Below are 20407 nucleotides of genomic sequence, written 5' to 3' on the forward strand. Positions count from 1 at the left end.
TAATATAATTAGCTGACCTATGGAATACTTGCTGTTCGCCGGTGATGAGGCATCACCAGTTCTATGTGTTTAAGAGTGGGCACACACTTCCACATCGTATGAGTGATGAGTCAACTGAGAGCCACCAAACAGCCGAGCCGTCGCCGGATAGCGATATATCAGGTGATGAGGATGAGGATGAAAACGAACGTGAACATAACATGAACGAAGAAGAAAAGCATCAAACCAAGGATACGCATGGCTCATCTGAGAATCCTGATGAAAATAATCAAGACGCGACCACTGAAGCATCAAGTCTTGCGGATCAAGTCGCTAAATATGATGAAGCGCTTGCTGTGGAGGTCAAATCACTAACAAATGAATATGATGAACAGCGTGAACGGATTGATGAACTTGAAGCAGCACTCAAGCGTTCGAAAGCAGACTTCGAGAATTATAAAAAACGAGCAAAAAAGCGCGAGCAGCAAATTCGTGAACGAGCCACGGAGGATTTTGTCGGACGAATCGTTGGCGTTCGCGATAATCTTGTGCGGGCACTTGAACAAGATTCAGACGCAGATATTCGCCCCGGAGTTGAGTCAACACTTGATGAATTTGATCGAGTGCTTGAAGATGAAAATGTAACATTAATTAACCCAGAGCGTGGGGACAATGTTGATCCAGCGCAGCATGAGGTTCTCATGCGTGTCGATGCCGACTTACCTGAGGGAACAGTTGCTGAAGTGTTTCAACAGGGATATCAGATGGCTGGGACAGTCATTCAAGAAGCACAAATAACAGTCAGCACAGGCGCGGATATAACCGAAAATAAAAATGAAAATGAAAATCCGGATGCAAATGCAAACACCGATACTGACGCTATGAAAGAAGAAACAAACAGCCTCGAAAACGAATCAGAGTGATCAACAATATAACACTCTGGTTAGATATACCTGTTCTGCGGTTCAATATAAAACCTCGCACCATGAGAGAGTTTCACATCTAAAATCGCATGACAGCGACGTCACGGTGGAGAGATGCTTGAGCGCTTGTCTAGTAACCTTTAACCGACTTAGACGAGTAAATGCGAATAAGATGGCCAGCAACAAGATCCTTGGTATCGACCTCGGTACCACGAATAGTGCATTCGCGGTGATGGAGGGGGATGACCCAGAGATCATCGTCAACGCTGAGGGAGACCGCACAACACCTTCTGTCGTTGCGATGACCGACGACGAAGAGCGACTTGTAGGGAAGCCAGCAAAGAATCAGGTTATCCAGAACCCAGATCAGACAATTCGCTCAATTAAGCGACACATGGGTGAGGAGGACTATACCGTCGAACTTGGTGGCGAAGACTACACACCTGAGCAGGTCTCAGCAATGATTCTTCAGAAGATTAAACGCGATGCTGAGGAATATCTCGGTGATGAGATCGAAAAAGCGGTTATTACAGTCCCTGCATATTTCAACGATCGACAGCGACAAGCGACGAAAGACGCAGGTGAAATTGCTGGATTTGAAGTTGATCGGATTGTCAATGAGCCGACCGCTGCATCAATGGCGTATGGACTTGATGATGAGTCAAACCAGACAATCCTTGTCTATGACCTTGGTGGAGGGACATTTGATGTGAGCGTTCTTGACCTTGGTGGTGGTGTATATGAGGTTGTTGCGACAAACGGTGATAACGACCTTGGGGGCGATGACTGGGATGACGCTGTCATCGACTGGCTCGCTGGTGAGTTTGAGGATAACCATGGGATTGACCTCCGAGATGACAGACAAGCGCTCCAGCGATTGAAAGATGCTGCTGAAGAGGCTAAGATTGAGCTCTCCTCGCGAAAAGAGACGACGATTAACCTGCCATTCATTACGGCAACAGACTCAGGACCGGTGCATCTTGAGGAGACGCTCTCTCGAGCGAAGTTTGAGTCGCTGACAGAGGATCTTATTGAGCGAACGGTTGGACCGACTGAACAAGCGCTGGAAGATGCAGGATACGATGACAGCGATATTGATGAAGTGATTCTTGTTGGTGGGTCAACACGAATGCCACAAGTTCGTGAAAAGGTCGAGGATCTTCTTGATACTGAGCCAAAGAAGAATGTCAACCCAGACGAAGCGGTTGCGCTTGGTGCTGCGATTCAGGGTGGCGTTCTCGCTGGTGATGTTGATGATATTGTCCTTCTCGACGTGACTCCGCTAAGTCTTGGAATCGAGGTGAAGGGTGGATTGTTTGAGCGTCTAATTGATAAGAATACAACAATCCCGACCGAGGAGTCAAAGGTATTCACAACAGCAGCAGCCAATCAGACTTCAGTAAATGTTCGAGTGTTCCAGGGTGAACGTGAAATCGCTGAAGAGAATGAGTTGCTCGGTGAATTCCAACTCGCTGGCATCCCACCAGCGCCTGCGGGAACACCACAGATTGAGGTGACATTCAATATCGACGAAAACGGGATTGTCAACGTCGAAGCCGAAGATCAGGGGTCTGGCAACGCCGAGTCGATCACTATTGAAGGTGGTGCTGGTCTCTCTGATGAAGAGATCGAGCAGATGCAAGAAGAAGCCGAAGCACATGCTGAAGAAGACGAGCGACGACGTGAGCGTATTGAAGCTCGAAACTCTGCTGAAAGTGCTGTCCAGCGAGCAGAAACTCTTCTTGAGGAGAATGAAGAGGATATTGATGACGATCTCAAAGAGTCGATTGAAGATGAGGTCGAGTCCGTTGAGGCTGTCCTTGAAGATGAAGATGCGACAAAAGAAGAAATTGAGGACGTAACAGAGTCGCTATCATCAGAACTACAAGAGATCGGAAAGCAGATGTATGACGCACAACAGGCTGCTGCTGGCGCAGGTGCCGGCGCAGCAGGTGCTGGTGCCGGTGCGGGTCCAGGTGGCATGGGTGATATGGGTGATATGGGTGACATGGGCGGTGCTGCTGGCTCAGGTGATGCTGATAATGAGTATGTTGATGCGGACTTCGAGGATGTTGATGATGACACAAAAGACGAATGATATCGTCGGACATCGTCGACCGGTGCAGCTGCGATTCCGAATCTGAAATCTGATTACATATTTTATTTTATTTCTTAGTTACTCAGAACTGGATGGCTGCTGTCGCTGGTGAACCGCTTGGGCATCACGCCCATCGCATTCACCTTCGAGTTTTTTGTGACATATATCAAATAACATATTATTAACAAACCCGAACACAAGTACGTGAAATATAGTTACCATTAACACCCAAGCAATGTCTGTTGATGGTTGATTATGGAAAATTGAGGAGAAAGCCTCAATCTTCAGGCTTGTCTCTTGCCCATAAGTCCACAGCATCCCACCGTGGCGTTTGAGCCGCTGTCGAGGAGGATCTGAGACAAATCCTGGCAGACTGAGACATCGACCGGGATTGCCGATCAGGTCACAGGTGCTGCTCAAACCGGGGCAACTTGTCGTCGGCATACCCGGTTGCTCGAAATAAGACTCCCAACTCCCGACGATGAAAGCAATTTTTACTGCTTCGCCCCGTCCATCTCGCCGGGACGAGTTATGTCTAAAAGACAGAGTTTCAGGGTGGGGAGGATGTCATTGACCCGGTTCGTTGAAGTATCTCAACCAATTATTGATATCACAACGAATGAGCGAGGACTTCTATGATGTCCTCGGCGTGAGTCGGAACGCCGATGGGGACGACATCAAGCAGGCGTACCGGAAAAAAGCAGCAAAGTACCATCCGGACGTTTCTGACGATCCGAACGCCGAAGAGAAATTTAAGAAGATCAAAAAGGCAAAAGAGGTCCTCACAGATGGTGAGAAACGTCAGATGTATGACCAACTTGGTCATGACCGGTTTCAACAAGCAGAAAAGCGCGGTGGTGTTGGTGGCGGTGGCAACAGCAGCGGTGGCAGTGCACGTGGTGACCCATTTGGTGGTATGGGAGGACAGGGAAGTCCATTTGGCGACATTTTTGAGCAGTTCTTTGGCGGCGGACAGGGTCAACGTCGACAGGGAAATCGACCACGTCAGGGGCAGAATCTTCAGACACGCGTTCAATTAGATCTTGAGGAAGTTTATACTGGAGTTGAAAAGCAATTCACTGTAAGGCGACCGGAAAAATGCCCGGACTGTAATGGACGTGGACACCCAAGCGATGCTGATGTTCGAACCTGTCCACAGTGTAATGGACAAGGACAGACAACGACCGTTCGTGAAACGGCACTTGGTCGTGTCCAGCAGACACAGACATGTCCACGGTGTGACGGAAGCGGTGAAATGTACACGCAAACATGTTCGACATGTAATGGTGATGGTGTAACGCGGCAGGAAGCAACGCTTTCAGTTGACATCCCAGCGGGGATACGTGATGGACAGACATTACGAATGGAGCGTGAGGGAGCGCCAGGAGATAACGGAGGTCCGCGGGGTGATTTACTGATTGATGTGAGTGTACGTGATCATCCTGACTTCGAACGTGATGGAGACGACTTATATTATCGCTTGGCAATTTCCTTCCCGCAGGCTGTTTTTGGATCAACGGTTGAAGTGCCGACAGTCAATGGAGAGACGACACTTGATATCTCTGCAGGGACACAAAGTGGTGAGGAATTCCGTATTCGAAACGAGGGAATTCCGCATCTCCGCGGACGAGGGACAGGCGATTTGTATGTGCAAGTGCAGATTGTGACGCCTGAGAATTTGAGTCAAAAACAGCGAGAGGCACTTGAGGCATTCGCTGAGGCTGGCGGGGAAAGTGTAGACGTCTCACAGGGATTCTTTGAGAAGATCAAAAGTTCATTCTAAGTTAGATTAATTAATATCGCTCTGATTCCCTTTCGTTAAAAATAGCTATCATCTGATATACTGACGAGAGTATAATACATCCAAACCATTCACCAATGAGATTTTATTTGCTTAGAATGAGTGGGCAATAATGAATAATAACCCCGGTGACTTATCTGAAAGCGATACTATCGATGATGATCCACCAGCACGGGTAACTGACCCAGCGATCATTGGCGATATTATGGATCGAAATCGTCGAAATGGCACAATTGCACTTCGTGCGGATGCTGCTGATAGATATTATACATACCGGGATTTCATTACGACCTCGTATAAGTCCGGAAATGTGATTCGTTATTTAGGTGGAAGAAGCGGTGATGAGATGCTTCTTGTTCCTGATCCGCTTCCTGAGCCGGTATTAGCGTTCTATGGTGCTGCACAATTAGGTATTGCGACACGATTTGATAAGACAGTTCAACTGAATCACTCAACAGAAGAACTCCCACGAGTTGTGCTTGCGCCATCGACGCAGGAGGAAGCATATGAACTTCCACCGGGGCATAACCTCGCTGTATATGGTGATTCACCCACGGAGACAGAAACAACACACTGGGAAACAGAAGTCTGGAGTGAGAACCCAGCAATTCATCCAACATCGGTTGCACCCAGCGATATTGCTCTTAATGCTGATAAACAGACATATACACATGAAGAACTCATAACTGCAGCAGTGCGTGTGGTTGATCGAGTCAATATTACTCCGGGTGCAGATGTCGTTGTACGAGAGAGTCTAATGAACCCACATGTTGTTGTTGCTGGGCTTATTGCTCCGCTTCTCGCTGGAGCAACGATTGTATTCCCTGATGAAACGACAACGGGAGAGATTGGAGTGAGCACCGATACTGTCCCAGAACCGAAGCAGATTGATCTGAACTCAATATGGTAGTAACAGCAATAGCATAGATATGAAAGGATAAGGGAATGTCAGTTATTTGAATATAAGATGATATTATAATAGTGGACAAGAATTAACTCGATATTTGAGCATGCTGAGAGAACCCATAATATATTTTCACTCTGATATCATATGATGCTATATGTACGTCCGGGACGCAAAAAATCGTGATGAGGCTTGGTTACTCGATTGGATTGAGGAGGCGGAGATTGAAGACCCAGCATTTCGGTCCCGGGATTATGTAATTGCACTTAACGAAGAGACATCTCGGAAAGCTGGATTTGGTCGAATTCGGAATCATAGCGACGATAGTGGAACGTTTTGTGAACTCACAGTCCTATTCACATTACCAATGTGGCGTAATCAGGGCGTTGGTGCACACGTTATTGAGCGGTTAGTTGCAGAGGCAGCTGATAAACAGTATGAGACGGTATATGTGTTTACAACCGAGCCCGGATATTTCACGATGTTTGGGTTTCAGCCACAAGAATCAGGTCAGCTTGACCCACATGTAACAGATCGATTTGAGACCGTGCGTGAAAGTCGTGAAAGCAACAACAATCGGTTCGTAGCACTATCAATCAATACTGGAGAATTGACCGTTCCACAGCGACTTCGTGATCGGTTCAAGCGTGCACATCCATCAGATGAACCCCCGGAAGGTGAAGTTGTCATTGAAGAGACAGCTGAAGACTTCGGGATTGACCCAACAGAGACAACGTATAAATATGATACTGGTTAGGTCAGATTGCTACTTGTATTAGAAGTGATGGATATCATGTTATACATCCGGCTGTCCGCTTCGGATTTACAGGGAAAGAGGGAGAGTGCCTCGGGGCTACTCTGAGGGTAAATCCCGTCTAACAATTCATCAAAACTATGTATATACTCCAGTTCCAATTGAAAAGGATCTAGAAGTCGCTAAGTTCAACCCTCGTATTTCAACTCAAATCTAATGAGAAAGGACAGCGACGTATAAAACAGCAGAGGTTGCCGACAAGCAAGACGCAACTACCCTTGTTGGCATCGATGTGAACAAAGACTGTGTTTGACTCGTCGCTGTGACAGAGACTGGCATTGGAGACTCGCTTGTCATCGAGTATCCTAAGCTCAAGAAGCAGGTCAGTCATCACTCGAATATGAAATCCAAGGTCGTGAAAAACGGTTTGTTCACGACCAGTTACATCAGGTATCACGTCGAGTGGTGGACTGGGCGGAAGTATTCAAGAACCCGATTATAGTTTTTGAAGACCTCAAGGACATGAGAGATGACAGAGAGTGAGGGACCCCGATAAACCGTCGATTGCACTTGCTTCCCTTCGCACAACTACAAGGGTCTTGTCTGAGAAGACACCTTGGAACGGTTTTCCTACAGACAAACTGAATCTTGAGTATACGAGCCAAGAGCGTCCGTGTTGTGGTCACTTATGAGACTATGTTCGGTCGGAAAGAAAGTCTGTACTGAAGACAATATACGCAAGAGCACTGCAAAAAAGAATTGGAGGTAAAATTGCAAATGCCCACAATGGTTCAATCCCCCATCCAAGCAGTAATACAAGATTACCAAGCCCAATCACGAGAAAAGGAGTAACAGCAAGAATGGCTCGTCGTCTATTATTTCCATCACTATCAGATTCCAGTGGTGCGTCTGGGTCAAACGATGATGCTGCGTCCGTGTTTTTGACTATTTCTGTATGTTGAGTCACCATTTCGGGTCTCGCAGTAGTGCTAGTTTTGACTCTTTGATCTGTATTTGCACTCGCATCTGCACTTTCTTTAGTTGATGATGGAGGGCTCATAGTTTTAACATAGTTCTGCAATAAATAAAAATATCATGTTGTGCATAATTTATTATTAATAATTAATTACTTTTGTATACTCTATTATCTAGTTATATATTATTTTAGGAATCGTGGTCAGTACCGGTACTGCCACTGTTATCAACATTGATCTCATCGTGGCTTTCTATACGTGATGCAATTAAGACAAGTCCAAAGAGCACAGTTATAAATAGGGATGATACGAGAATTCCATATAATGAAAGAGAGAGTGGAGTTATTGGAATCGCTACAGGTGTATTAAGAATCTTAATACGAGCAACGGTCTGTGCGGCGTTACTTCCGACAATCCACCCAATCCCGGCTGAGAGGATGATAACAGTCCCACCAAGTGTGAGAAGAATCCGACGACCCAGTCCAGGCTGTCCCTGTGGTGACGGCTTTGGTTGGTTGGTAGCACGCGTTGAAGATGACTCTTCAGTGGTCATGGTTGACTCAACATCAACATCAACATCGGCACTCCCATTCGGATCATTCGACGTTGATGATGCCGTCTCCTCGGCGGACGTCATTGACTGATGGTACGCAGACGGTTGGTATATGCTGTTCGACTTATTTTTCTATTGTCCACGACCGGGAACTGCTCAACCGATATGGAGTCCACAGCCTCATAGAATCCAATAATTGGCGGTCAGACTCACCTGGATTGATACCATATCGTTACAGACCCCGAAAAATTAGACACGAGAGGCAGGGACCTATTCTGTCGCGTTCTGAGTTCATAAAGCCCGGCGAAATTCTCTCCCAACGAACTGCTGGGTAAGAATCGTATGGGAGTTCACTCATCGAACAGTTGTCGGTGACATCCGTGTTGAGCCAAGAGAAATAGCAGTTCAAGGAAAGAAATGATGAATGATCGCGGTACAGGCGACAGCCGTCGCTGGTGGGTGACGGCTGTCGCCGGAAAGTGAAGATTGATTAGCCGAATGAATCCAGCGTCTCATTCCAGAAGGTGCGAACTTTCTGGATAGCACGCGCCACGCCACCCTTGACTGGGTGGCGTTGGCGAAACCATACGACCAGCATATATCCAATCAATGCACAGAACAGCTCGAATAACACGCCGTTCAGCGATTTCGAGTGAAAGTTCTCGATGTTGAGGTACTGTTTCCACTCTCGGAAGAGGATCTCAATCACTGTCCGTAGTGTGTAGATGTTGATCACGTCGATTGGATCGTACTCTGACGACGCCAGCGTCGTCAGGTACTCAATCTCTTCTCCATCGGGTGTTTCCAGCATAATCCTGCGGAACTCTTCGCCAGTCTCAGCTAATTCAATTCGTTCATCACGAACCCGTCACGTTGATTCCTCATCTGAGTGAGTCGGCTGAGCGGCGTTGTTCCCTGAGACGGTGACCTCGAACTCTTCGAGTGTCTCAATGAGTTCAAATCGAGCGTCTGAGTGCATCAGTGTGACAAAATCATTGTCACTATGCTTGATCTCACAGAACCGTAGATATCGCGTGTATGCGCGGTCAAAGACCCAGATTACCGAGTCGAGGTCTGCAAAGACCTCGACATCTTCCTTGAGGAGATCGAACTGCGGGCTTTCGTGGGTGTCGCCCTCTGTAACAGTAGCGTCGAGTGGATGTTTATTTTCTCCATCCACACGTGCTGCGCAGTGAAGTTCGAGACCACCATCGTCTGTGTCGATCTTGTAGACGTTGTCGTCGTCTCCGACGAACTCGTCTGAGACGACAACAGAGCGCGTGAGTTCGAGGTTTGTGGCATCAACAGCGACGACATCTCGTGTCATCCACTCCAGTCGTTTTCGTTGAACTCCACGTTGATGATACAACTGTGGTGTGTGCAGTACTTCGAAGAGGAGCTGAACGACCGCGCAGTAGTCGCGGTCGTTCGTGAGTTCTGAAAACCGTGATTTAGGCATGTGTTCGAGTGAGTCGTCGACAATGGTCTTATCCTCAAGTTCAGCGAGTGAGCTGGAGGGGTCAAGACCCTCACGAACAGCCGTCTTGACGTGGTTTGTGAAGTCGTGTTTGTCGGAGTGGAGCCCAATCTTGAACTCATCGGCAATCGACTCGCTGTCGACTTCGTCGAGCAGCGAGTACAGTTCGTCAGCGACGAGATCAGTAGAATTGATGTTAGAGGCGTCCGTTACGTCTTCTGACGGCCTGTTTGCTGAATCAAATTGCATAGACATTACGGGCCGTCACTAACGGCTCACGCCGTTTTTATATACTCAGAACGCGACAGGACCTATTTGAAACTCAAAGTAAATTATCATAAGCGGCTGCCTATGAGAAGTATGGTGCTGTATACGACCATTGCTTAGCTGAATCACACCGAGCAATATGAAATATCGCCTTCGAATCAGAACATGAGGGAATGTTTGAGCTACTGTTGAGAAGTCTGAGCATGATAGTGTAACTGTACAGATTGTCAAGGCGGCTGCCTCGTGGCTTAACCCCAAGATCAAGCCGACACCTCTCAGTGACCCGTAATATGTGATCTGATTGGTGATTAAATAGTGACTCTGATGGTCAGTGTGTTTGGCTGAGAGTCCAATAACATGGGCGGTCAGACACCATGCACTGTCCAACACAGAGAGAGATGGGACGTTTCGAATCAACGTCGTCCGAGAGACGAAGTCTCTCGTGATCACGAAAATATTCGATTTTCGAACGACCTGTGGAGACCGGAACCAGTATGAAACGACTCTCTCGGTAAGAGTGGATTTGTAAGTTCTGTCAGAGAAACAGGAAGCCTCAGGCTTGCCCCCGAGGCAGGTTCACAGCGAGCTATTTATACTCTAGATATAGAATGAATCGATGATGAGTAGTGATCACACATTGATTGTCCGTGCTCGTACAGCATTTGAATCAGCATATGTTCCGTACTCTGAATACCGTGTCGGGGCTGCAATTGAGACGACCGATGGGTCGGTGTACACAGGCTGTAATATTGAGAATGCAAACTATTCGAATAGTCTTCATGCCGAAGAAGTTGCTGTTGCCGCTGCAGTGAAAGATGGTCAGGACACATTCGAACGTATCGCAGTCGCGTCAGCTGCGAGGGATGGCGTTACACCCTGTGGCATGTGTCGACAAACACTCGCAGAGTTTGCTGATGGGTCACTTAAAGTTCTTTGTGATAAGGGTGCGGAGGGAGTTGAGACGTATACACTCACAGAACTACTTCCGAAAACAATCTCAGAGGAGACACTTCAGAGTGCAGACGGACAATAAAGTACTCAGGGGTCACATCTGAGCCCCGAGGCACTCGCCTCAATTCATTGTCAATTGATGTTGATATTACGTAGTATAGTCTAACTCTGTTACCGAATACCAATTACAATATATACCGGCATGTCATCGTGCTATTCGAGTAGATAATATTTCAGACCATACCTGTTGTTTAATCATCACTAATATGTAACACTTGCAGGATTTTTATTTCTAGTATAGCGATATACGTCAATACACGCCAATACACGACAGGATATTGTCGTCTGAGACGGTATACAACGCATGAAAAATAGCGAGGATCCCAACGATGATGAGCAGTATCACCTCGAAATTACCGCAGATGATATTGCTGAGACGGTATTGCTTCCGGGAAATCCAGGTCGGGTTGAGACAATCACTGAAATGTGGGATAAATCAACAGTGCGCGGTGATCACAGGGAGTTTCGGACAGCGACTGGGACGTATCAGGAAACACCGATTTCAGTTACGTCGACAGGAATTGGTGGTCCCTCAGCAGCTATTGCAGTTGAAGAGCTAGCACGAATTGGGGCTGAGACATTCATTCGAGTAGGATCCTGTGGTGCGTTATCTGCTGATGTTGCCGTTGGTGATCTAATCATTTCATCAGGAGCAATCAGACAGGAAGGAACATCATCAGAGTATGTACGTGATGATTATCCAGCAGTCGCTGATTATGAGGTTGTTTCTGCACTCACCGCCGCTGCAGAACAGCTTGGGTATGACTATCACGTTGGTATGACATTGAGCACTGACTCATTTTATCCAGGACAGGATCGGATGGGATTCAATGAATATACTCCACCGGGATCGGGGTCACTTATTTCAGATCTTAAGGAAATGAATGTGATGAACATTGAGATGGAAGCTGCAACATTGCTTACGATTGCGAGTCTATATCAGCTTCGCGCGGGAGCTGTATGCACTGTCTATGCAAATCGAGAGACTGGGGAGTTTCAGAGTGGGGATGATACGAAAGCTGCAGAGACTGCAAGCCTTGGAAGTCATCTCCTCGCAAAAATGGATGCTGTGAAGCGCTCAGTTGGAGCCGACCGGTGGCATGCCGGACTCTCAATCGAATCTGAATAATAGCTATTGATATTGTGATTTTTGATATATAGTGGTCATACTACCAACTATTTATAAACAGAGATACGATCGTTCTGGATTTCTATCATATATTCTCATATTATCAAGAGGTTATATCTCGGTATTTGCATTGTTTGGGGTATATCATCGTCGATTTGTCCAACTCGTTCCGCAGTTCATTTATTCGATAACACCTGATAAGCATATATGAGCACACAAGTCGTCGTCGTTGGGGCTGGATATGCGGGTACCGGTGCTGTAAATCGTCTTGAGGACAAACTTGGGTCGGATGCTGAACTCACATGGATTTCAGAACATGATTATCATCTCGTTTTACATGAGGTTCATCGATGCATTCGTGACCCAAGCGTTGAATCAAAGGTTGCAATCCCAATTGATGATATCAAGACATCAGAGACAGACTTCCATACAGGCCGAGTGACGAATGTTGATGTGGATGACCGCACTGTCGAAATTGACAATGGTGAGGAGACAGTTGGATATGATTATCTTCTGTTAGCCATTGGCTCAGGGACTGCATTCTATAATATTGACGGGCTCAAAGAGCATGCTCATGAGTTGAAGGGGCTTAATGATGCACGAGCGATTCACTCTGATGTTGCCACCGCTGCTAAGGAAGCAACACAGGAAGATCCAGCACAAGTTATCGTCGGAGGAGCAGGTCTTTCAGGTATTCAAACGGCTGGGGAGATTGCAGAATATCGTGATGAGCATCGAGCACCAATGGAAATCACGCTCGTGGAGGGGCTTGATGAAGTATTCCCTGGGAATGACACGGAACTGCAAGGGGCGCTTAGAGAGCGGCTAGAAGCACGTGATGTGAGAATCCTTACTGGAGAGTTTATTTCAGAAGTTGATTCAGAGATGGTATACGTTGGTGGTGATGATGATAATGACGCTGAGAAACTGCCATATGATACTCTTGTTTGGACAGGTGGTATAACCGGTCATAATGAAGTTACTGACGTTGGCATTAACAAGGATGACCGGTCACAGCGCGTGTTCGCTGATGCGGATTTCCAAACATCAAATGAACGTATCTTTGCTGTTGGTGACACAGCACTTATCGAACAAGGGTCTGAGTCAGTTGCACCGCCAACTGCACAGGCTGCATGGCAAGCCGCTGAGGTAGCCGGTGAAAACGTCGCACGGGCAATCAATGAAGAGCCGCTTCAAACATGGCGACATGATGATAAAGGGACTGTCGTTTCCGTTGGCGACGATGCGGTTGCACATGGTGTTAAGTTCCCTGTCTTTGGAAAGCTCCCAATTAATGTGTTTGCCGGTCCAGCAGCTCGGACATTGAAGAAGGGGATTGCTGCTCGTTGGATTGCTGATGTTGCCTCGACTCGACACGCACTTGAGGCATGGGAAAGCATGTGAATTGTCTTGGAGTCATTGATGATTGATAACAGTCATATCGATAGTGTGTGAAACAGTCATGATCGAACAGAGCGCATACCGAACATAATCAAAAATACTAGATTTATAGACTCTCAAGTCGGTTCAATTATATTATACTATATTATATCCGATGAGCAGGCGCAGAACCTCGCTCTTTAGTGCGAGGAGGATGTCAACTGCGCAGGTATCTACCGAATAGACTCTCAAAAGAAGCCGATCCGATACCGCGGTAATGTACCGAGTATAATAAATCAGTAAGGAGCGAGACAAATACTATTTAATGTGCTGGTTCGCTAGCAGGTGCCTGCATATCATCAATTTGAAGAATAAGAATATTACTTGTATCGTCTTTGCCGTCAATCGTTCCCTCGATAACAAGCTTTGAGAGTGGCGTTGGACCGACAGTCATTGAATCGCCTTCATGAAAGTCACGAACGGAACCCTGAATGTGAATTTCTGCCCGACAGAGCTCAGGATGATGAACAGATGACAGATCAATCTCTTCGACATTCGCGTTATTGATTTCTTCATTTTCATGAAACAATGGAACGAATGCTGGGTCTTCCATCTGATCCAGCTCAAGCGCCTCATATGCATTTGCTGTTGGCTTGTATCCACCCTTTGGACCTGGTACCCCCTCAACAAGTTGCAGTGCTTTCAGACTTTGCATCTGATTTCGGATTGTCCCAGGGTTACGATCTACTTCATCCGCAATCGTTTCACCCTTTACAGCTTCCTCATCTTCTCGGTGAAGATTAATGAGTGCTGTCAGGATACTCTTTTGACTTGACGTTAGTTCTATTGATGACATATTTCATTATTTACCACAGACAGTATTAAATCCGGTGGATAATTCGGTATCGATTTGTAATTCCTGCCGTACATATATTATATGCATGAGAATCGTGTTCTCGTAACCGGTGGAGCGGGTTTTATTGGTTCAAATCTGGCGAATCATCTTGCAGAGACGAACGAAGTCATAGCCGTCGATGACCTCCACCTTGGAACACCATCAAATCTTGATGAGACAGTCGAGTTTGTCAACGCTAGTGTACTTGAAGACGATCTCCCGACTGCTGATATCGACGTTGTATTTCATCTTGCTGCATACTCCTCATATACGATGGTTGAAGAAAACAAACAAACAGCAACCCGGGTAAACGTCGAGGGGTTCGTCAATACTGTTGAACAAGCACGCGAGGATGGGTGTCAAACAGTTGTGTACGCATCAACCTCATCAATATACGGTTCACGGACAAATCCATCTCCAGAGGATTTACCAGTTGAAGCACGGACATGCTATGAAGCCTCCAAATTGGCTCGTGAAACGTATGCGGAGTATTTTAATAATCACTATGATATGACACTTGCAGGATTGAGATTTTTCTCGGTGTATCAAGGCTATGGAGGCGCCGAGGAACACAAAGGCGAGTATGCAAACACCGTTGCACAGTTTGCAGAGAAAATCGCGAATGGTGAGCGACCAGCACTCTTTGGCGATGGAACGCAAACGCGCGATTTCACACATGTTGATGATATTGTTCGCGGGATCGAAGACGCTGCTGAGTATGAATTACAGGGAATTTATAATCTTGGCACGGGCGAAAGCTATGATTTCAACACAATGGTCGAGATGATCAACGATGAACTTGGGACCGATATTGACCCCAAATATATTGAGAACCCACTTGAGGTGTACGTTCATGATACAATGGCTGATAGCACGAAAATACGTGAGGCGACCGAATGGACACCTAAAATCACATTTGAAGAAGGCGTCTCACGGGTTTGCGAACCGTATATGAATTAGTCTGTTCGAAAAAGCTATTATTCTTTATTGGCGATGACGTCACTGAAACGATTCAACATCTTTGAGGTGGAGTCCCCTTTCTTAACGAGCGAGCAACATGAAGCGAGCGAAGTAGGGTGGGGTCGTTGATTCGTGACCAAAATCAAGATATCTTGTGTATAGTTCTGTTCGAGGGCTAATTGTTAGCTAGGTGTTGTCGTTGTTGCATTCTCAGACTCACTCTCACCATCACCGCTATCTGCTCCTGATGAGTCGTCTGTACGCGGGTGAGTATCAACGCTTGCAACAGTATCAGTGTCTTCAAGATCCATTACAATGACTCCCATTGTGTTTCGACCGACTGTTGAAATGTCATCGACAGGGGTCCGGAGGATTTGTCCCTTTCGACTCATCATAAAGAGTTCATCGCTTATCCCAACTGTTTCAACCTCACAGATGTGCCCATTACGTTCGTTTGTCTTGATATCGATGAGTCCCTTTCCATTACGAGACTGTTGTCGATACCGATCGATGTCGGTTCGCTTTCCATATCCATGCTCAGTAACGGTGAGCACCCAATCGTCTTGATCATCATCCACAGCAGCAAGTGCGGCAACAGCGTCAGTATCCTCGAGTTTGATCCCATGGACACCACGGGCCGATCTCCCCACTGACCTGACATCACCCTCATTAAATCGAATAGCCATTCCCTTACGCGTTCCAAGGATGATATCTTGATTTCCATCTGTTACCTCAACGTCAATAAGCTTATCATCAGCACCGAGGCTAATGGCGATGATACCCGTTGAGCGGATATTCTGGAAGGAGTTAACACTCGTCCGTTTGATATACCCTGATTGTGTCACCATCGTGAAATATCGCTCTTCGTCATCATCAATATCCATCTCAGCAGTATTGACAACGGCAGTAATCTGCTCACCATCGTCTAACTCTAAGAGATTTACTGCCGACTTCCCACGGGCAGTCCGTGACATTTCCGGAATTTGATATGTCTTGAGTTGATATACCTGCCCATGGCTGGTGAAATACAGCAGATAATCATGAGTATTTGCAACATATACTGATGAGACAGTATCGCCATCTTTCAGTGATGTTCCAATGATGCCTTTCCCGCCGCGATGTTGACTACGGAAGTCTTCAAGTGACATCCGCTTAATGTAATCATCCTCGGTAACGACGACAACAACATCTTCCTGCGCAATCAGATCTTCATGTGTAACTGTTCCATCGTCTTCAATTATTCTCGTTCGCCGCTCATCGGCGTATTTATTTCGAATCGTGGCGAGTTCATCTTCAACAACAGCATCAAGCTCGTCGGGGTTATTGAGAATCGTCTGTAAACGCTCAATCCGTTCTTGAACAGATTCATACTCATCTTCAATCTCATCAGATTCAAGCGAAGTGAGCGAGCCGAGTTGCATCGCAACAATGTGATTAGCCTGATCTTCAGAGAAATCAAATGTTGGTAGTGACTCACCGCGTTCATCTGATTCGACAACATGCTCACCGCGAAGTGCAGCCTTTGCATTATCGCGATCTGTCGAGTTACGGATAATATCAACGACATCATCGACCTGCTTAAGTGCGCGAAGCCGACCCTCAAGAATATGCGCACGATCACGCTTTTCATCGAGTTCATACTGTGACCGACGACGGACAACGGTCCGGCGATGCTCAAGATATTCATGTAGCGTTTCTTTGAGCGTGAGCACCTGTGGTTGTCCGTCAACAAGTGCAAGATTGATTACCCCAAATGTTGACTCTAGATGATGTTCGAGTAATTGGTTTTTGACAATATCCGGATTTGCCCCTCGTTTCAGTTCAACAACAACGCGAATCCCGTCTCGATCGGATTCATCCCGGAGGTCACGAATGCCTTCGATTGTCCCAGCATTAACATTATCAGCGATTCGTTCGACTAACCGTGCTTTGTTCGTCTGGAACGGCAGTTCTGTGATAACGATTCGGTCATCTTGAACATCAAATTCTGCACGAACACGAACGCGTCCACGCCCAGTTTTGTATGCTTTATAAATTGCATTCTGCCCGACGATATTTGCACCAGTTGGAAAGTCTGGACCTTGTACGTGATTCATCAAGTCCTCAACTGTGCACTCAGGATGATGAATCAGATGGATTGTCGCATCAATCACCTCACCAAGATTATGTGGTGGAATATTTGTTGACATTCCAACCGCGATACCGGATGACCCATTAACCAAGAGATTTGGAAAGGCTGCCGGAAGGACTGCTGGTTCTGACAGTCGGTCATCGTAGTTTGCTGTGAACTCAACGGTATCCATTTCGATGTTATCCAGTAACTCCTCAGCGATTGGCGACATACGTGCCTCGGTATATCGCATCGCTGCTGGTGGATCACCGTCGACAGATCCAAAGTTTCCTTGACCGTCGACAAGCGGATTTCGCATCGAAAAGTCCTGCGCCATCCGTGCAAGCGCATTATAAATCGCAGAGTCCCCGTGTGGATGATAATCACCCATTGTCTCACCAACAATCGATGATGACTTACGATGAGCAGACCGAGCAGAAATCCCTGATTGATGCATTGCATACAAGATCCGCCGATGAACAGGCTTGAGTCCATCACGAGCGTCTGGGAGCGCTCGACCCGCAATCACTGACATTGCGTAATCGATATATGATTGCTCCATTTCCCGCTCGATTCGGGCTGTCTCAACCTCAGCAGCAATTCCGGTCTCAGGGTCGAAACGGTCAGGTGCGTCTGAACTCATCAGATATCCACCCACTCAGCGTCTGTTGCTCGATCTTTGATAAACTCCTTTCGAGGTTCGACGGCATCACCCATGAGTACTGAGAACATTTTATCAGCAGCAGCGGCATCTTCAACTGTAATCTGTTTGAGTACGCGGTTTTCAGGATTCATTGTTGTTTCCCACAGTTGTTCTGGGTTCATTTCACCAAGTCCTTTGAATCGTTGTACTTGGGTTGGATTGCCATTACAAACGTCCGAGATGATCTGATCGCGTTCTGATTTTGTCATGGCATCATACGTGTTGCCGTTATATCTAATTCGATATAGCGGTGGTTTCGCAGCGTAGACGTATCCTGCCTCAACAAGTGGACGCATATGTCGATATAATAATGTCAATAAAAGCGTCCGGATGTGTGCTCCATCAACGTCGGCATCGCTGAGGATAATCAGACGATTATATCGGGCGTCCTCAACATTGAATTCATCACCAATTCCCGCGCCAATCGCGGTAATAAGTGCACGAACCTCATCATTTTCCAATATTCGGTCAAGTCGATGTTTCTCAACGTTGAGTATCTTCCCTTTCAATGGGAGGATAGCTTGGAAGCGTCTTTCACGCCCCTGTTTTGCACTATTGTGGACAAATACCCCAGACGCAAGCGCGAAGTTGTGTGTTACAGGGACCTCAAGATCATAGACATCTGCTGTTTCTGTAAGCGACTCAACAGAGACAACGGTATGATTGTGTACGTCTGCACGCTCAGATATCTGAACGGTCTCAATCTGTGATTGTTGTTGTGACTGTATCTGTTGGGTCTCAACTATATGATCAGTTGTTGTATGTCTACGGGTATACCGGTTGGCGAGCTGAGAGACTGACTCCCAGTTATTTTGAGCAAACGGCTGTTTCACCATTTCAGCTGTCCCAGTTGTCTCAGTTGTCTCAGTCATTTCAGTCGTGGTTCGATACAATGGCATCAATGACTGACCGTCGGTGAGATTCTGTGCCTCACAATAATTTCCATCGCGAAGCATGAACTCATGATCTGGCGTGCAGCGAATTACCTCGCCATTATCAAGTGTGACTGCCAGTAATGCTGCGTCTTCCTGTGTGACACGTGGGTTCATGATTTCCTCAATCCTGATTCGACCATCATCGCCGATAGTATAGCAATAATGTGTCTCACCACGTTCGTACGCGTCGACGAGTGATTCAAATGTAATTGAATCACCGGATGCAAGTGCAATTTCAGTGTCACCACTAAAGCAGCCACCGGCACTGTCACCCTCGACAATAAATAATTCTGATTCAGCCGGGTCCCGACTTTGACAATCAGCGAGTTTTCCAGGAAGCGATGTTGATTCGAGTGCAGACTTTCGACGTGTGAGTTCCTCAGCCTGTTTTGCAGCCTTCCGCGCCTTTGCAGCCTCAACAGCCTTTCGTACGATGACTTTGGCAACGTCAGGATTTTCTTCAAGATATGTGCCAAGTCGCTCATGCGTCGTTGATTCGACAATACCTCTTACATCGCTATTACCGAGTTTTGTCTTTGTCTGCCCCTCAAACTGCGGGTCTGGATGTTTTATTGAGACAACAGCAGTAAGCCCCTCACGGACATCCTCACCCTGTAATGAATCAAACCCATCAAGAAGATTATGCTCACGTCCATAGTCATTAATTACTCGTGTCAGTGCTGTTTTGAACCCCGTCAGATGCGTCCCGCCCTCGCGGGTATTGATATTATTCGCGAATGCATGGATTGAACCTTGGAGTTCTTCTGTCGCTTGCAATGCAACCTCAACCTCAATCCCATCCTGTTCGTTTTGATAATGGACAACTGAATCATGAAGTACCGTCTTTGTCTCATCGAGATATTTCACGAACTCGCGGATACCACCATTGAAGCAAAACTTAGAGTTAATATCATCAGTTTCACCATTAATACAAATCTCAACACCAGAATTCAAGAAAGCGAGTTCACGAAGACGGTTTTCGAGTGTTGAGAATTCAAACTCCGTTGTTTCAAAGATATCATCACTTGGCCAGAATCGAATTGTTGTTCCTGTCTCTTCATCAGAGTCAAGATCTCGAACCCGTTCAAATGCTCCAGGTTGTGGTTCACCATACTCAAATCTATCTCGCCAAAGAGCACCATCACGTTTGATTTCAACCTCAAGCCAGCGTGAGAGCGCATTGACGACGGAAACCCCAACGCCGTGCAATCCACCAGATACTTGATATGACTTATTATCAAACTTCCCGCCAGCATGGAGGACAGTCATAATGACTTCAACGGCAGGGATGTCATGTTGCTCATGTGTATCAACAGGAATTCCGCGGCCATTGTCGGCGACCGAGACTGAGCCATCCTCATGGAGTGTCACATCAATCTGGTCACAGTGGCCAGCAAGTGCCTCGTCGATTGCATTATCAACGACTTCGTAGACGAGATGATGAAGCCCCCGTGAGTCCGTCGAACCGATATACATTGCCGGACGTTTTCGCACTGCTTCCAGACCCTCCAAAACCTGGATATCGCCGGCTCCGTATTCTGTTTCATGCGACAT

13 protein-coding genes and 2 pseudogenes are annotated in these 20407 nt (G+C 46.7%); 9 read left to right on the forward strand and 6 right to left on the reverse strand.

Annotation, left to right across the window (positions count from 1 at the left end):
• Positions 1-98 precede the first annotated feature (98 nt).
• The 5 genes and pseudogenes from HQRW_RS08735 to HQRW_RS08760 form a co-directional block, all read left to right on the forward strand.
• Positions 99-791, forward strand: a pseudogene (locus HQRW_RS08735) (nucleotide exchange factor GrpE); the annotation flags it as partial.
• 283 nt (positions 792-1074) lie between these two features.
• Positions 1075-3000, forward strand: a complete 1926-nt coding sequence (gene dnaK / locus HQRW_RS08740) for a molecular chaperone DnaK (protein WP_014556303.1) — start codon at positions 1075-1077, stop codon at positions 2998-3000.
• A gap of 619 nt (positions 3001-3619) precedes the next feature.
• Positions 3620-4783 (forward strand): molecular chaperone DnaJ, encoded by a 1164-nt coding sequence (dnaJ, locus tag HQRW_RS08750; RefSeq protein WP_011571868.1) that lies wholly within the window; start codon positions 3620-3622, stop codon positions 4781-4783.
• A 130-nt stretch (positions 4784-4913) separates the two neighbouring features.
• Complete coding sequence (locus HQRW_RS08755; protein WP_014556304.1) at positions 4914-5711, forward strand: acyl-CoA synthetase family protein; 798 nt, start codon at positions 4914-4916, stop codon at positions 5709-5711.
• 151 nt (positions 5712-5862) lie between these two features.
• Positions 5863-6462 (forward strand): GNAT family N-acetyltransferase, encoded by a 600-nt coding sequence (locus HQRW_RS08760; protein WP_014556305.1) that lies wholly within the window; start codon positions 5863-5865, stop codon positions 6460-6462.
• A 691-nt stretch (positions 6463-7153) separates the two neighbouring features.
• Here HQRW_RS08760 and HQRW_RS08765 read toward each other — a convergent pair.
• From HQRW_RS08765 to HQRW_RS08775, 3 genes and pseudogenes are all read right to left on the reverse strand, one after another.
• On the reverse strand, positions 7154-7429 hold the full coding sequence (locus HQRW_RS08765; RefSeq protein ID WP_049892294.1) for a hypothetical protein: 276 nt from the start codon (positions 7427-7429) through the stop codon (positions 7154-7156).
• Positions 7430-7623: 194 nt separating this feature from the next.
• On the reverse strand, positions 7624-8070 hold the full coding sequence (locus HQRW_RS08770; RefSeq protein WP_014556307.1) for a hypothetical protein: 447 nt from the start codon (positions 8068-8070) through the stop codon (positions 7624-7626).
• Positions 8071-8476: 406 nt separating this feature from the next.
• Positions 8477-9731: pseudogene (locus HQRW_RS08775) on the reverse strand (IS4 family transposase).
• 615 nt (positions 9732-10346) lie between these two features.
• Here HQRW_RS08775 and cdd point away from each other — a divergent pair.
• The 3 genes from cdd (at position 10347) to HQRW_RS08790 (ending at position 13274) form a co-directional block, all read left to right on the forward strand.
• Positions 10347-10763: a cytidine deaminase gene (gene cdd / locus HQRW_RS08780; RefSeq protein WP_014556309.1), complete on the forward strand. Its 417-nt coding sequence runs from the start codon at positions 10347-10349 to the stop codon at positions 10761-10763.
• A gap of 282 nt (positions 10764-11045) precedes the next feature.
• Positions 11046-11870, forward strand: a complete 825-nt coding sequence (locus HQRW_RS08785) for a nucleoside phosphorylase (RefSeq protein WP_014556310.1) — start codon at positions 11046-11048, stop codon at positions 11868-11870.
• A 207-nt stretch (positions 11871-12077) separates the two neighbouring features.
• Complete coding sequence (locus tag HQRW_RS08790; protein WP_014556311.1) at positions 12078-13274, forward strand: NAD(P)/FAD-dependent oxidoreductase; 1197 nt, start codon at positions 12078-12080, stop codon at positions 13272-13274.
• 298 nt (positions 13275-13572) lie between these two features.
• Here the strand turns inward: HQRW_RS08790 and HQRW_RS08795 are convergent, their stop codons facing one another.
• Positions 13573-14106: an Rrf2 family transcriptional regulator gene (locus HQRW_RS08795; protein ID WP_011571876.1), complete on the reverse strand. Its 534-nt coding sequence runs from the start codon at positions 14104-14106 to the stop codon at positions 13573-13575.
• 81 nt (positions 14107-14187) lie between these two features.
• On the opposite strand from HQRW_RS08795, the gene HQRW_RS08800 reads away from it, so the two are divergent.
• Positions 14188-15105, forward strand: coding sequence for an NAD-dependent epimerase/dehydratase family protein (locus HQRW_RS08800; protein ID WP_011571877.1), 918 nt, complete (start codon positions 14188-14190; stop codon positions 15103-15105).
• Positions 15106-15287: 182 nt separating this feature from the next.
• Here HQRW_RS08800 and gyrA read toward each other — a convergent pair whose 3' ends face one another.
• The gene (gyrA, locus tag HQRW_RS08805; RefSeq protein ID WP_014556312.1) at positions 15288-17858 is read right to left on the reverse strand and encodes a DNA gyrase subunit A; all 2571 of its coding nucleotides are present in this window, start codon (positions 17856-17858) and stop codon (positions 15288-15290) included.
• A complete protein-coding gene (gyrB, locus tag HQRW_RS08810; protein WP_014556313.1) occupies positions 17858-20407 on the reverse strand; it encodes a DNA topoisomerase (ATP-hydrolyzing) subunit B in 2550 nt (849 codons plus the stop codon). The genes gyrA and gyrB overlap by 1 nt, the downstream gene beginning before the upstream one ends.

Source organism: Haloquadratum walsbyi C23 (genome assembly GCF_000237865.1).
GTDB lineage: Archaea > Halobacteriota > Halobacteria > Halobacteriales > Haloferacaceae > Haloquadratum > Haloquadratum walsbyi.

Bases quoted from the DNA above. Each gene is read 5' to 3' on its own strand.
- dnaK (WP_014556303.1), top strand. From the start codon at position 1,075: ATGGCCAGCAACAAGATCCTTGGTATCGACCTCGGTACCACGAATAGT.
- dnaJ (WP_011571868.1), top strand. From the start codon at position 3,620: ATGAGCGAGGACTTCTATGATGTCCTCGGCGTGAGTCGGAACGCCGAT.
- HQRW_RS08765 (WP_049892294.1), bottom strand. From the start codon at position 7,429: ATGGTGACTCAACATACAGAAATAGTCAAAAACACGGACGCAGCATCA.
- HQRW_RS08770 (WP_014556307.1), bottom strand. From the start codon at position 8,070: ATGACGTCCGCCGAGGAGACGGCATCATCAACGTCGAATGATCCGAAT.
- HQRW_RS08760 (WP_014556305.1), top strand. From the start codon at position 5,863: ATGTACGTCCGGGACGCAAAAAATCGTGATGAGGCTTGGTTACTCGAT.
- HQRW_RS08790 (WP_014556311.1), top strand. From the start codon at position 12,078: ATGAGCACACAAGTCGTCGTCGTTGGGGCTGGATATGCGGGTACCGGT.
- HQRW_RS08785 (WP_014556310.1), top strand. From the start codon at position 11,046: ATGAAAAATAGCGAGGATCCCAACGATGATGAGCAGTATCACCTCGAA.
- gyrB (WP_014556313.1), bottom strand. From the start codon at position 20,407: ATGTCGCATGAAACAGAATACGGAGCCGGCGATATCCAGGTTTTGGAG.
- HQRW_RS08795 (WP_011571876.1), bottom strand. From the start codon at position 14,106: ATGTCATCAATAGAACTAACGTCAAGTCAAAAGAGTATCCTGACAGCA.
- cdd (WP_014556309.1), top strand. From the start codon at position 10,347: ATGATGAGTAGTGATCACACATTGATTGTCCGTGCTCGTACAGCATTT.
- HQRW_RS08800 (WP_011571877.1), top strand. From the start codon at position 14,188: ATGCATGAGAATCGTGTTCTCGTAACCGGTGGAGCGGGTTTTATTGGT.
- HQRW_RS08755 (WP_014556304.1), top strand. From the start codon at position 4,914: ATGAATAATAACCCCGGTGACTTATCTGAAAGCGATACTATCGATGAT.
- gyrA (WP_014556312.1), bottom strand. From the start codon at position 17,858: ATGAGTTCAGACGCACCTGACCGTTTCGACCCTGAGACCGGAATTGCT.